The following is a 13,277-nucleotide window of genomic DNA, read 5'->3' on the forward strand; positions in this document are numbered from 1 at the left end:
CACAGAACCGACAGTAATGCCAACGACCGGACGGTTTCAGCGTTTTGCGCCCGTTGATGGAAGTCGTTCACAAAACAGACCGCCAAGTGCTATACCTCGACCGCACGTTCCCTTCCCACCCTAGGCGCGCCCGAGGTCCTTCAGGCGCACCGCTCCGGGCGCGAAGCTGCTGGAGTCGATGGCGGCGTCCATGTTCCCCAGGTCGATGGACTGCACCTGCCACAGCCGCCCCGCGAACTCGACGGTACCGCCGACCGGCACGTCGCGGAACGTGCCTCCGCCCTCCTTGCCCATCACCGTGCTGATGTCGCACCGCGGCGGGTCCGCGGCGATGTCGGTCACCACGATGGACTTGTCGACGCCGCTGTCGTCCCGCGAGTTGACCGGCACGTGCCAGAGCAACGACAGCACACCCGCGCGGGTGGTGGGCCAGTCGGACATCTTCCCTCCCGTCTCGGCCGGAGCGTGCAGCCCCGGGCCGGTCAGAACGACGCGGTAGGTGCAGATCTCCGCGACGGTGTACACATGCCCGGCGAGGGTGACGTGCTGTGCGACCTTCACCGTGTGCCGGATGGAACCGGTTGCCAGCTCCGCGGTGCGGCTGGTGCCGTCCGCGTGCGCCGCGTCGTAGGCCACTTCCGTGCCGCCGGGCAGGGCGGCCTTGGCGTGGAGCAGGACGTGCAGCCCCTGCGCCGCTTTCCGCCCCGCGCACTCCGGCCCCGGGTCCATGGACGCGGAGACGGAAGGGCTCGGTGGATGCCCGGCTGTCGTACCCGAGTTGCCGCACGCGGCCGCAGCCAGGAGGCAGATACCGGCCCCCACCGCCCGGGCCCGCTTCGTCGACACGTCCATCAGTCCACCGAGAGCCGCTGCGGAGCGGTGAAGTAGTCGTGGTACTGCTGCGGCGTGACGGTGATGTCGCGGTCCGGCCCCCAGGGGTTGCCCAGGATCATGTTGCCGTCGCCGTCGAAGCCCTTCACATAGAAGACGTGCCGCGTCACGTACTTGTCGTTCCAGTGGGGATCGAGGCCCTTCGACTTCAGGTCGGCGTCGGACGGCGTGGCGACGATCACCGGATGGCTCGACTGGTACGCCTTCTTGACCCCGTCGAAGCCGCCGTCGATCGACTTCGACTTGTCGCCGGTGACATAGGGCGGCGCCTTGTCGGTCTCGTCCCACTCGGTGGCGCCGTAGTCGCCCTGCTCCGTGCGGTCGTAGAGCGGGTCGTCCTCGTGGCCGTCCGGGGCGCCGCCCTTGTCGCCCGCGTACATCAGGGCGAACGCCTTCTCGTAGTAGGCCGGCCAGCTCTCTCCGGTGCCGTAGGCGGACACGGGGACGTCGTTGCCGTCCATCGGGATGTCCGGTGTGACCGTCACCCAGTGCATCTTGCCGCTCTTGTCCCAGATCCGCACGTTCACCGTGCCGTTGGGATTCTGCTTGATGCCGTCGGCGATGAACTTCGGGTCGGCCTGGGCGGTCGCCTCCAGCGACGCCATGTACCAGCAGTCGGCGATCTGGCCCTGTGACACCCCGGAGGCATCGACGGTCCCGGGGTTCTTGAACAGCGGGTCCGTCGGCATGCCGTAGTGCATGTCCGGTACGCCCTCGCCCCGCTGGGAGTTCTGGCCCTCCAGCCAGGCATCCGTCGTGTCGAATCCCGGCTGCACCGGGAAGGCCGCCTCGATCTTGGGCCAGTGCGTGGGCCCCGCCTTGGCCAGCAGCGAACTGGTGAGGTCGCGGTACTCGCCGGCGGGCAGGCCGTTGTCGTGGTCGAAAGGCCAGATGCCGCTGCTGCCGGTGTGGGCGGCGACGGTGTTGAAGTGGGCGAGGTCGCCGGCCGGGACCTTGTCCAGGAAGGCGTCGAGTTCCGCCGGGGTGAGCCCGTCCAGGTCGCCCTTGATCCGCTCCAGGTCCGAGCGGCCGGCGGTGTCCCCGGCGTCCTTGCCGTTGAGCTTCGCGAGGTCGCTCATCGCGGCGTTGATCTTCTTCTGGTCCGGCGCCGTCTCGTCGTCGAAGTAGAGCGAGGGGTCGATGTGGTAGCCGCCGTCGACGAGGGCCTTCACTCCGGTGAGCTGGGCGTTGCGGCGCTTCATCGACGCCTGGGTGCTGTCGAGCTCGCGGACCAGAGTGCCGGGCAGGCAGCGGTAGTTGCCGAAGAAGATCCCTCCCATCAGGTCGCCGACGAGCGGCTGGAGCAGGGAACTGGTGGTGACCGGTGTGCTGCCGTCGAGCAGTTCGTCGGCGCGCGTGAGCAGGGCGGCGGTCCTGCGGTGCAGCCCACCCGCGCCCTCGCTCGCCTTCTGCAGGTCCCCGGCCAGCGTGGCGATCTTGTCGGTGTCGAAGCCGGCGAACTCCATCAGTGCGCCCCCTTCGCGGCCTCGTCCTCCAACGTCTGGGCCGCGTTCTCCCAGCGCTTGGCGTCGGCGACGAGATCGGACGCCATCTGGTGGAGTGTGGACTTGCGCGAGCCGAGCATCGCGGTCGTCGTCTCGGCGTACGGGCCTTTCCAGATCCCGGAGTTGGCCTGGGCGACCGCACTGTCCAGATACGGCCCCAGAGAGCCCGCGATCGTGCGGGCGTCGCGCGCGCAGTCGCGTAAGTCGTTCGCTCGCTGCTTCTTCTGAGCGGGCGTCTCGCCCGGTTCGTCCGGCGCTCGTCCCATGTGGCACCCCCCGATGGACACAAAGTGGTGCCACCGTAGGGGGCGGGGGACGCGGATGGAGGGCGGACAGACCGGGCGTTACGGAACCGCAACGACCGTGACCGTCCGGTGACAACCAGTGATCACCGGCCGGGTGCGGGGCGTCAGTTGGCGTGGTTGACCTTGCGGGTGTGGAGTTGGCGGGCGACTTCGGCGATCGAGCCGGACAGCGAGGGGTAGACGGTGAAGGCGTTCGCGATCTGCTCGACGGTCAGGCTGTTGTCGACCGCGATCGAGATGGGGTGGATCAGCTCGCTGGCCTTGGGCGCGACCACCACGCCGCCGACCACGATCCCGGTCCCGGGGCGGCAGAAGATCTTGACGAAGCCGTCGCGGACGCCCTGCATCTTCGCCCGCGGGTTGCGCAGCAGCGGCAGCTTGACGACGTTCGCCTCGATCCGCTTGGCGTCGATGTCCGCCTGGGAGTAGCCGACGGTGGCGATCTCCGGGTCGGTGAAGACGTTGGAGGAGACGGTCTTGAGGTTGAGCGGGGCCACCGCGTCGCCGAGGAAGTGGTACATCGCGATCCGGCCCTGCATCGCGGCGACCGACGCGAGCGCGAAGACACCGGTGACGTCGCCGGCCGCGTAGACGCCGGGGGCGCTGGTGCGGGAGACCTTGTCCGTCTTGATGTGACCGGCGTCGGTGAGCTTGACGCCCGCCTCCTCCAGGCCCATCCCGCCGGTGTTGGGGATCGCGCCGACCGCCATCAGGCAGTGCGTGCCCTCGATCACCCGGCCGTCGGCGAGCGCGACCTCGACCCGGTCGCCGACCCGCTTCACCGACTGCGCCCGGGAGCGCGCCATCACGTTCATGCCGCGGCGGCGGAAGACGTCCTCCAGGACTGCCGCCGCGTCCGGGTCCTCGCCCGGCAGCACCCGGTCCCGGGAGGAGACGAGGGTGACGCGCGCGCCGAGCGCCTGGTACGCGCCGGCGAACTCCGCGCCGGTGACGCCGGAGCCGACCACGACCAGCTCCTCCGGCAGCTCGTCGAGGTTGTAGACCTGCGTCCAGTTCAGGATGCGCTCGCCGTCGGGCAGCGCGTCCGGCAGCTCGCGCGGGCGCGCGCCGGTCGCGATCAGCACCGCCTCCGCGGTCAGCCGCTCGGTGCTGCCGTCGGCCGCCTCGACCACGACGCACCGGGTGCCCCCGGCGGTCTGGCACCCCTCCAGCCGGCCCCGGCCGCGCATCACCCGGGCGCCGGCCCGGGTCACGGCCGCGGTGATGTCATGCGACTGGGCGAGCGCGAGCCGCTTCACCCGGCGGTTGACCTTGCCGAGGTCCACCCCGACCACCCTGCCGGAACGTTCCAGCGGCGGCGCGTCGTCGCCGACGATGATGCCCAGCTCCTCGTAGGAGGAGTCGAAGGTCGTCATCACCTCGGCCGTGGCGATGAGCGTCTTGGACGGCACGCAGTCGGTCAGCACCGACGCACCGCCCAGCCCGTCGGTATCCACGACGGTCACCTCCGCGCCGAGCTGCGCCGCAACGAGCGCGGCCTCGTAGCCGCCGGGTCCGCCACCGATGATCACGATCCGAGTCACGTACCCCATTGTCCCGCACGTGCCAAGCGACCGCCGCCAGGGTCCCGCCCGTACGGCGGAAGGGCGCGCAGAAGCGATCGCGGAAAGAGCGCGCACCCCGCCCCTGACCTGCCGCCGACCCGCCTTCCGCTCCTTACGCCGGGTGAACCCCGCTCCCGTACTCTCGTGTCCATGTCGCTCTACGCCGCCTACGCCGGCAACCTCGACGCGCGGCTGATGACGCGCCGCGCCCCGCACTCCCCGCTGCGCGGCACCGGCTGGCTCGACGGGTGGCGGCTGACGTTCGGCGGCGAGCAGATGGGCTGGGAGGGCGCGCTGGCCACGCTCGTGGAGGCACCCGAGGAACAGGTCTTCGTCGGCCTCTACGACATCGCCGAGGTGGACGAGGAGTCGATGGACCGCTGGGAGGGCGTGCCCCTGGGCATCTACCGGCGCACGACCCTGCGGGTCCACACCCTCGACGGCGACGTGGCGGCCTGGCTGTACGTCCTCAACGACTACGAGGGCGGCCTGCCCTCCGCCCGCTACCTCGGCGAGATCGCCGACGCCGCCGAGTCCGCCGGGGCGCCCCACGACTACGTGATGGAGCTGCGCAAGCGGCCCTGCTGAGGCTGCGCAAGCGGCCCTGCTGAGGCGGCCCGCACGGCCCCGCCCACCCGGGTGGACGAGCGCCGGCCCCCTCGTCGATGGTCGGAAGATCCGATTTCCCACCACCAGGTCTTCGCGGCGTCTACGCGCGTAGGGAAACACGGGTTACTCTCATCCGCGTGAACGCTTCCCCAGAACCCGATCCCTACGCCGCGGCCGAGGCCGCCGCCGCCCGCCTCCGCGAGCTGACCGGCGCCGACACACACGACGTGGCCCTCGTCATGGGCTCGGGCTGGGTGCCCGCCGCCGACGCACTCGGCGCCCCCGACCACGAGGTACCGGTCACCGATCTGCCCGGCTTCCCCGAGCCCGCCGTCGCCGGGCACTCCGGACAGGTCCGCTCGGTACGGATCGGCGCGGTGCGCGCCCTGGTCTACCTCGGCCGCACCCACCTCTACGAAGGGCGCGGCGTCGACACCGTCGTCCACGGCGTCCGCACCGCTGTCGCCGCCGGCTGCAAGACCATCGTCCTCACCAACGGCTGCGGGGGGCTGCGCCCCGGCTTCCTCCCCGGGCAGCCCGTCCTCATCAGCGACCACATCAACCTCACCGCCACCTCGCCCCTGCGCGGGCCGCGCTTCGTCGACCTCACCGACCTCTACTCGCCGCGGCTGCGGACGCTGTGCCGCGAGGTCGACCCCACCCTGGAGGAAGGCGTCTACGTCCAACTGCCCGGGCCGCACTACGAGACGCCCGCCGAGATCGGGATGGTGCGGGCGATAGGCGGGGACCTCGTCGGGATGTCCACCGCCCTCGAGGCGATCGCTGCGCGCGAGGCGGGGGCCGAGGTGCTCGGGATCTCCCTCGTCACCAACCTCGCGGCCGGGATGACCGGGGCGCCCCTCAACCACGAGGAGGTCCTTGAGGCGGGGAGGGTTTCCGCGACGCGCATGGGGGCGCTCCTCTGCGAGGTGCTGGGCCGCCTCTGAACGGTGCCCATCCCGCCCGCCCGCCCCTTTGCCCTCAAACGCCGGGCGGGCTTGATCGGTTGGCCTCCGCCCGCTCGACTGCCCTCAATCGCCGGGCGGGCTGAATTGGCTCGCCCGGACCCGCATGTCTGCCCTCAAACGCCGGGCAGGCTGATCATCGGTACCCGCCACAAACAAGCCCGCCCGGCGATTGAGGGCAGGCACACGGCACAACCCGCGCAAACACCGAGCCCGCCCGGCGATTGAGGGCAGGCGAGACCGGAAGAAGGTGAACCGACGGTGCGGCTGGAGCCCACGCAGTGGATCGCTGAGGACCCCGACCCCGAAACCCGCGCTGAGCTGGAGGCTCTGGTAGGGGCCGCGGCGGAGGGCGACGAGGAGGCCCGGGCGGATGTGGCGGACCGTTTCCGGGGGACCCTGGAGTTCGGTACCGCCGGGCTGCGCGGGGCGATGGGCGCGGGCCCGATGCGGATGAACCGGGTGGTGGTGATGCGCGCCGCGGCCGGTCTGGCCGCGTACGTGAAGGACGCGTTCCCGGACCACCCGGGCGGCGGCCTGGTCGTGATCGGGTACGACGCACGGCACAGGTCGGAGCGCTTCGCCCGGGACACCGCGGCGGTGCTGACGGGTGCGGGTCTGCCCGCGGCGGTGCTGCCGCGCCCGCTGCCGACCCCGGTCCTGGCGTTCGCGATCCGCCATCTCGGCGCCGCCGCGGGCGTGATGGTCACCGCGAGCCACAACCCGCCGCAGGACAACGGCTACAAGGTGTACCTCGGCGACGGCTCGCAGATCGTGCCCCCCGCGGACGCGGAGATCGCCGCGCGGATCGCGGCGGTGGGCCCGTTGAAGACGGTGCCGGCCCCCGAGGACGGCTGGACCGTGCTGGGCGAGGAGGTCGTGGCGGCGTACCTGGAGCGCGCGGTGGGGGTCGTCGCGCCGGGCGGCCCGCGCGAGGTGTCCACCGTGTACACGCCGATGCACGGGGTTGGCCTGGAGACGCTGCGCGCCGCGTTCGACCGGGCCGGCTTCCCCGCGCCCGCGGTGGTGCCGCGGCAGGCGGCGCCCGACCCGGACTTCCCGACGGTGGCGTTCCCCAACCCCGAGGAACCCGGTGCGATGGACCTCGCGTTCGAAGCCGCCCGCGCGCACGGCCCGGACCTGGTGATCGCCAACGACCCGGACGCGGACCGCTGCGCGGCGGCCGTACCGGACCCGAACGCGCCCGGCGGCTGGCGGATGCTGCGCGGCGACGAGCTGGGTGCGCTGCTCGCGGTCCACCTGGTGCGGCGCGAGGCGGCCGTACCGGGCCGGGACACCTTCGCGGCGAGCATCGTCTCCTCGTCGCTGCTGTCGAAGATCGCCGCCCGCGCCGGCCTCGGCTACGCCGACACCCTCACCGGTTTCAAGTGGATCTCCCGCGTGCCGGGCCTGCGCTACGGCTACGAGGAGGCGCTCGGCTACTGCGTCGACCCGGCGGGGGTGCGCGACAAGGACGGGATCACCGCGGCGCTGATGGTCGCCGAACTCGCCGCCGACCTGAAGCGGGAGGCCCGTACGCTCGGCGACCTGCTCGACGAGCTCGCCCTCGAGCACGGGCTGCACGCCACCGACCAGCTCTCCGCGCGGGTCGCGGACCTGTCGCTGATCGGCGCGGCCATGGAGCGCCTGCGGGCGCACCCCCCGGCCGCCCTCGCGGGGCTGGACGTCACCGGCGTCGACGACCTGGCCGCCGGGTCGGCGGAGTTGCCGCCCACCGACGGCCTGCGCTACCGCCTGGCCGGGCCCGGGGTGGACGGTGCCCGGGTGGTGGTCCGGCCCAGCGGCACCGAGCCGAAGCTCAAGTGCTACCTGGAGGTGGTGGTGCCGGTCGCCGCCGCCGCGGCCCTGCCCGCGGCCCGCGCCGCCGCGGCCGGCCTGCTCACCGCCCTCAAGCGCGACCTGGCGGCCGCGGCGGGCATCTGAACCAGCGTACGCCGCGGCGCCGTGCGCCTTCTTCGCGCACGGCGCCGCGGCGTACGGGGGAACGGGAGGTACCGGTCCCGTTCAGGCGGCTGTCTCAGGCGGTGGCCGCCAGCACCGCCAGCACGATCGCGCCGGCCACCGATGGCGCGATGACCTCGTAGCACCAGCGGATCACCGGGTGCGCCTGCTCCTCCTCGCCCGGCCGCGCCTCGTGGCGGTCGGCCAGTTCGCGCAGTTCGTACACCGCGCGGTCGGACGGCGCCCGTACGGTGCCGTCGGCGTCCGGCTGCCCCGGGCGGCGGCGCGGGATCGGGCCGAACGGGTCGCGGCGGCCGCCCCCGGACTGGGCCCGCTCGGTCTGCTTGGCCGCGCTCTTGCGGGCCCGCACCGACACCGGGATCGCCCAGAGCTGGAACTTGCGGCCGCCGGCCAGCATCTCCGTCGAGTAGCCGGAGCGGATGCTCTCCACGCCGGGCCACGGCACCGTGATCGTACGGAAGGGGTTGCGCACCCGGATGCGGTCGTCGTTGGCGTAGACCACCGGGCGCAGGGTGAACGCCACGATCAGGGGGACCGCGCAGAGCATCGCGGCGAGCGCGAGCCACGGGGTGTGGCCGGTGCCGCGGGCGACGGCGTCGCCCCCGATCCACCCCACCAGGACGAGCAGCAGCACACCGCCCACGACCCCCGCGACCGAGCGGTAGGCGCGGTCGGCGTACTTCGGCTGCCCGTCCCCGGCCGCGGCCGGACCCGAGCGGTCCTTCTTCGAGCTCGTCATCCCCCGATTCTGCCTCACGGCGCGCCGGACCCCCCGGTCTGCCCCGTCCGCGGAGCTGCGGGACCACCTCCCGGTGGGTGGGCCCTCCGGGCTGCCCCGTCCTGTGGGTGCCGGGGCCTTGCGGTCACCACGGGCTGGTCGCGCAGTTCCCCGCGCCCCTGGTAATGCTCGGCTCCTCCCGCGAAAGAAGCTCGCGCCCCAAAGGGGCGCGGGGAACGGCGCGCGCAACAGGTCACCGGCCCGCCGCCGGGCGCGCCCCACAACCACAACGGCGAGAGCCCGAGGGGCGCGGGGAACGGCGCGGTCAGCCGGACGCCGGGGGGTGGTCCCGGGACGGGGGAAGCGCGCACCCCGGGGGGACTGGCCGACCTGTTACGCGCGTAGATATGGTGATGTGGTGACCATGTCCTCCGAAGTTCCCCCGCCCCCTCCCGACGTCGCCGACGCCGTCGGCGTGCCCGGCACCCCCGGCATCCCCGGCGTGCCCGGCCTCGCGGACGTCGCCTCTTCCGCCCAGGCCCTGCGCAGCTACCTGCACGGACTGCCCGGCGTGGACGCCGTCGGCCTGGAGGCGCGGGCGGCAGCCCTGGGTACGCGCTCGATCAAGACGACCGCGAAGGCGTACGCGATCGACCTGGCGATCTCGATGATCGACCTGACCACGCTGGAAGGCGCGGACACGGCCGGCAAGGTCCGCGCCCTGTGCGCGAAGGGCGTCCGCCCGGACCCCACCGACCGTACGGTTCCGCGCGTCGCGGCGATCTGCGTGTACGGCGACATGGTCGCGACCGCGAAAGAGGCGCTGGCGGCGGCGGGCGGCGAGCAGGTGCACGTCGCCGCGGTGGCGACCGCGTTCCCCTCCGGCCGGGCCGCGCGCCGCGTGAAGCTCGCGGACACCGCGGAGGCGGTCGCGGCGGGCGCGGACGAGATCGACATGGTGATCGACCGCGGCGCGTTCCTGTCCGGCCGCTACCTGGACGTCTTCGAGGAGATCCGGGAGGTGCGGGCGGCCTGTGTCCGCCCCGACGGCACCCGCGCCCACCTGAAGGTGATCTTCGAGAACGGCGAGCTGTCGACGTACGACAACATCCGCCGCTGCTCGTGGCTGGCGATGCTCGCGGGCGCGGACTTCATCAAGACCTCGACCGGCAAGGTCGGGGTGAACGCCACCCCGGCGAACACCCTGGTGATGCTGGAGGCGGTCCGCGACTTCCGCCGCGCGACCGGCGTGCAGATCGGGGTGAAGCCGGCCGGCGGCATCCGTACCGCGAAGGACGCGGTGAAGTACCTGGTGATGGTGAACGAGACCCTGGGAGACGACTGGCTGTCGCCGCAGTGGTTCCGCTTCGGCGCCTCCAGCCTCCTCAACGACCTGCTGATGCAGCGGCAGAAGCTCAGCACCGGCCGGTACTCCGGTCCCGACTACGTCACGGTGGACTGATCCCTCATGGCAGACCAGAAGTTCGCGTACGCGCCCGCGCCGGAGTCCCGCGCGGTCGTGGAACTCGCGCCCTCGTACGGCTTGTTCGTGGACGGCGAGTTCACCGAGGCCGCCGACGGCCGGGTCTTCAAGACCGTCTCCCCCGCCACCGAGGAGGTGCTCGCGGAGGTCGCGCGGGCCGGTGAGGCGGACGTCGACCGCGCGGTGCGGGCGGCGCGCAAGGCGTTCGGGAAGTGGTCGGCGCTGCCGGGCGCCGAGCGCGGCAAGTACCTCTTCCGGATCGCCCGCATCCTCCAGGAGCGGGCCCGTGAGCTGGCGGTGCTGGAGACGCTGGACAACGGCAAGCCGATCCGCGAGACCAGGGACGTGGACCTGCCGCTGGTGGCGGCGCACTTCTTCTACTACGCGGGCTGGGCGGACAAGCTGGAGTACGCCGGCTGCGGGCCCGCCCCGCGGCCGCTGGGCGTGGCCGGGCAGGTCATCCCGTGGAACTTCCCGCTGCTGATGCTGGCGTGGAAGGTCGCGCCGGCGCTGGCCGCGGGCAACACGGTGGTACTCAAGCCGGCCGAGACCACTCCGCTGAGCGCGCTGTTCTTCGCGGACGTGTGCCGCCAGGCGGGCCTGCCGCGCGGGGTGGTCAACATCCTCACCGGCTACGGCGACGCGGGCGCGGCGCTGGTCGCGCACGAGGGCGTGGACAAGGTCGCGTTCACCGGGTCGACGGAGGTCGGCAAGGCGATCGCCCGCACGGTGGCGGGCAGCCGCAAGAAGGTGACGCTGGAGCTGGGCGGCAAGGCGGCGAACATCGTCTTCGACGACGCGCCGGTCGACCAGGCCGTCGAGGGCATCGTCAACGGGATCTTCTTCAACCAGGGCCATGTGTGCTGCGCCGGGTCGCGGCTGCTGGTCCAGGAGTCGGTGCAGGAGGAGGTGCTGGACGCGCTGAAGCGGCGGATGGGCACCTTGCGGGTGGGCGACCCGCTGGACAAGAACACCGACATCGGCGCGATCAACTCCGCCGAGCAGCTGGCCCGGATCACCGAGCTGGCCGCGGCGGGCGAGGCGGAGGGCGCCGAGCGGTGGGCGCCGGCGTGCGAACTGCCCACGTCCGGCTACTGGTTCGCGCCGACGTTGTTCACCGGGGTGACGCAGGCGCACCGGATCGCGCGGGAGGAGATCTTCGGCCCGGTGCTGTCGGTGCTGACCTTCCGCACCCCGGCGGAGGCGGTGGAGAAGGCGAACAACACGCCGTACGGGCTGTCCGCGGGGATCTGGACGGAGAAGGGTTCGCGCATCCTGGCGATGGCGGACCGGCTGCGGGCGGGGGTGGTGTGGGCGAACACGTTCAACAAGTTCGACCCCACCTCGCCGTTCGGCGGTTACAAGGAGTCCGGCTACGGCCGGGAGGGCGGCCGGCACGGCCTGGCGGCGTACCTCGCCGAGGAAGGGGAGCTGGACCGATGACGGAGTCCGAGCGTACTGAGGGTGCGGCGCGGCTGAGCGTCCTGAAGACCTACAAGCTGTACGTCGGGGGGAAGTTCCCCCGTTCCGAGAGCGGCCGGGTGTACGAGGTGACGGAGTCCAAGGGCGGCGGCAGTGGTCGCGGCCGCGGCAAGGGCGGGGGCGGCGGGGCGTGGCTGGCGAACGCGCCGCTCGCCTCGCGCAAGGACGCGCGGGACGCGGTGGTGGCCGCGCGCAAGGCGTTCGCGGGCTGGTCGGGCGCGACGGCGTACAACCGCGGGCAGGTGCTGTACCGCGTCGCGGAGATGCTGGAGGGCCGGCGCGAGCAGTACGTCCGCGAGGTCGGCGAGGCGGAGGGGCTGTCCCGGGCGAAGGCCGGCGCGGTGGTGGACGCGGCGGTGGACCGCTGGGTCTGGTACGCCGGCTGGACGGACAAGGTCGCTCAGGTGGTAGGGGGCGCCAACCCGGTTGCCGGTCCTTACTTCAACCTGTCCACGCCGGAGCCGACCGGCGTGGTGGCCGTCCTCGCGCCGCAGGATTCCTCCCTGCTCGGGCTGGTCTCCGTCCTCGCGCCGGTGATCGCCACCGGCAACACCGCGGTGGTGGTCGCCGCCGAGCGCGCGCCCCTGCCCGCCCTCTCCCTCGGCGAGGTGCTGGCGACCTCCGACGTCCCCGGCGGCGTGGTCAACATCCTCTCCGGCCGCACCGCCGAGCTCGCGGCGCCGCTCGCCGCCCACCAGGACGTCAACGCGATCGACCTCACCGGCGCGGCTCCCGAACTCGCCGCCGAACTCGAGGCCGCCGCCGCCGACAACCTCAAGCGCGTCCGCCGCCCCTCCCCCGCCGAGACCTGGACCGCCTCCCCGGGCACCTCCCGCCTCACCGCCTGGCTCGAGACCAAAACCGTCTGGCACCCCACCGGCGTCTGACCCCGGGCCCCGGTTCCCCACCGGACCACCCCCCGGTCACCCCGCGGCGACGTTCAGTCGGTCGCCTTGGGGTGACCGGTACCGGCGTAGGTGATCCATGCGGTCCGCGTGTCATCGTCCACGAGATACCAGATGCGTCCGCCCGACGTGACTTCGTACTGCCAGCGTTCCAGCGAGCAGCCCTTGAAGACGCCGCTCCCGAGGGAACCCTTCAAGCGGTGGTGGCGCGTGGGCTGGTCCGTGGCGCGGGGTGCCGCACGGATACGGTCGAACGCCCGTCGGAGGTTGCCCGCGGCCTGTCGGGCCAACTGCTCCCATCCGTCGGCCGCTTCGGCGCTGGCGAAGCGCAGGTCGTACTCGGTGCCGACCGGAGGCGGCGCGGCGCGGTCACCGCGTTTGGGTGTCATGCGCCGCCGTTCTCCGGAACGGGCACCGGCCCGAGGTCTCCCTCGGGTTCGCGGGTGAGGAGGGCATGCAGTGCCGGGTCCGCGTGGACCTCGGCGGTGTGGCGCCACTGGGCGAGCAGCAGCGCGATCGGCGCGAGGTTGTCCAGAGCCAGCGCCCCGCGTGCGGTGGCCACCAACTCGGACAGCAGCGCGTCGATGTCGTCCGCGGGCAGAAACGTGCTCCACGGCAGCGCTTCGGGCAGCACCTGCCGCAGTGCGGCGATGTTCTCGCTCCGCACCAGGCCGGCCAGCAGCCGGGCGGAGAAGTCGACGACGGTGGCGTCCTGCTCCATCTGCGTCACGCTCATCAAGGCCAGGTCTTCCGCGTCGCGTCGCCGCAGTCTGAGCGCACGCACGGCGTCGAGCCTGCGCGCGGTCGCCGCCGGATGATGCAGCAGTTCGCTGAACGGAACGTCCTCGTAGGCAGAGGTCATGACA

At 72.5% G+C, this 13,277-nt stretch carries 13 protein-coding genes; 6 read left to right on the forward strand and 7 right to left on the reverse strand.

Translation table 11 applies throughout. The features are described 5' to 3' along the window. Positions 1-120: 120 nt before the first annotated feature. The 4 genes from AC3EVP_RS01000 to AC3EVP_RS01015 all read right to left on the reverse strand — a co-directional run bounded on the left by AC3EVP_RS01000 (position 121) and on the right by AC3EVP_RS01015 (position 4,254). Positions 121-852, reverse strand: coding sequence for a hypothetical protein (locus tag AC3EVP_RS01000; RefSeq protein WP_435124833.1), 732 nt, complete (start codon positions 850-852; stop codon positions 121-123). Further along, entirely contained in the window at positions 852-2,357 is a 1,506-nt protein-coding gene (locus tag AC3EVP_RS01005; RefSeq protein WP_435124836.1) for a C2 family cysteine protease, read from the reverse strand. The genes AC3EVP_RS01000 and AC3EVP_RS01005 overlap by 1 nt, the downstream gene beginning before the upstream one ends. Then, positions 2,357-2,662, reverse strand: a complete 306-nt coding sequence (locus tag AC3EVP_RS01010; protein ID WP_335981719.1) for a hypothetical protein — start codon at positions 2,660-2,662, stop codon at positions 2,357-2,359. The genes AC3EVP_RS01005 and AC3EVP_RS01010 overlap by 1 nt, the downstream gene beginning before the upstream one ends. A 143-nt stretch (positions 2,663-2,805) precedes the next feature. After that, complete coding sequence (locus AC3EVP_RS01015) at positions 2,806-4,254, reverse strand: NAD(P)H-quinone dehydrogenase (protein WP_335981721.1); 1,449 nt, start codon at positions 4,252-4,254, stop codon at positions 2,806-2,808. A gap of 162 nt (positions 4,255-4,416) precedes the next feature. On the opposite strand from AC3EVP_RS01015, the gene AC3EVP_RS01020 reads away from it, so the two are divergent. From AC3EVP_RS01020 to AC3EVP_RS01030, 3 genes are all read left to right on the forward strand, one after another. After that, entirely contained in the window at positions 4,417-4,854 is a 438-nt protein-coding gene (locus AC3EVP_RS01020) for a gamma-glutamylcyclotransferase family protein (protein WP_335981722.1), read from the forward strand. A gap of 158 nt (positions 4,855-5,012) precedes the next feature. After that, positions 5,013-5,822, forward strand: a complete 810-nt coding sequence (locus AC3EVP_RS01025; RefSeq protein WP_335981724.1) for a purine-nucleoside phosphorylase — start codon at positions 5,013-5,015, stop codon at positions 5,820-5,822. Between the two features lie 279 nt (positions 5,823-6,101). Then, positions 6,102-7,784, forward strand: coding sequence for a phospho-sugar mutase (locus tag AC3EVP_RS01030; RefSeq protein ID WP_435124841.1), 1,683 nt, complete (start codon positions 6,102-6,104; stop codon positions 7,782-7,784). Between the two features lie 94 nt (positions 7,785-7,878). Here the strand turns inward: AC3EVP_RS01030 and AC3EVP_RS01035 are convergent, their stop codons facing one another. Continuing rightward, the gene (locus tag AC3EVP_RS01035; RefSeq protein ID WP_335981728.1) at positions 7,879-8,562 is read right to left on the reverse strand and encodes a PH domain-containing protein; all 684 of its coding nucleotides are present in this window, start codon (positions 8,560-8,562) and stop codon (positions 7,879-7,881) included. Positions 8,563-8,965: 403 nt separating this feature from the next. Between AC3EVP_RS01035 and deoC the strand changes: the two genes are divergently transcribed. The 3 genes from deoC to AC3EVP_RS01050 are packed head-to-tail and all read left to right on the forward strand — an operon-like array spanning position 8,966 to position 12,393. Further along, on the forward strand, positions 8,966-10,003 hold the full coding sequence (gene deoC / locus AC3EVP_RS01040; protein ID WP_435125566.1) for a deoxyribose-phosphate aldolase: 1,038 nt from the start codon (positions 8,966-8,968) through the stop codon (positions 10,001-10,003). Positions 10,004-10,009: 6 nt separating this feature from the next. After that, entirely contained in the window at positions 10,010-11,467 is a 1,458-nt protein-coding gene (locus tag AC3EVP_RS01045) for an aldehyde dehydrogenase family protein (RefSeq protein ID WP_335981730.1), read from the forward strand. Beyond that, positions 11,464-12,393 (forward strand): aldehyde dehydrogenase family protein, encoded by a 930-nt coding sequence (locus AC3EVP_RS01050; protein ID WP_335981731.1) that lies wholly within the window; start codon positions 11,464-11,466, stop codon positions 12,391-12,393. Before AC3EVP_RS01045 ends, AC3EVP_RS01050 begins: the two co-directional genes overlap by 4 nt. Before the next feature lie 53 nt (positions 12,394-12,446). Here AC3EVP_RS01050 and AC3EVP_RS01055 read toward each other — a convergent pair whose 3' ends face one another. Together AC3EVP_RS01055 and AC3EVP_RS01060 are read right to left on the reverse strand one after the other, a co-directional pair. After that, a complete protein-coding gene (locus AC3EVP_RS01055; RefSeq protein ID WP_435124845.1) occupies positions 12,447-12,800 on the reverse strand; it encodes a hypothetical protein in 354 nt (117 codons plus the stop codon). Next, positions 12,797-13,273, reverse strand: a complete 477-nt coding sequence (locus tag AC3EVP_RS01060) for a hypothetical protein (RefSeq protein WP_435124848.1) — start codon at positions 13,271-13,273, stop codon at positions 12,797-12,799. Before AC3EVP_RS01060 ends, AC3EVP_RS01055 begins: the two co-directional genes overlap by 4 nt. Positions 13,274-13,277 lie beyond the last annotated feature (4 nt).

Source organism: Actinacidiphila sp. bgisy144 (genome assembly GCF_057708105.1).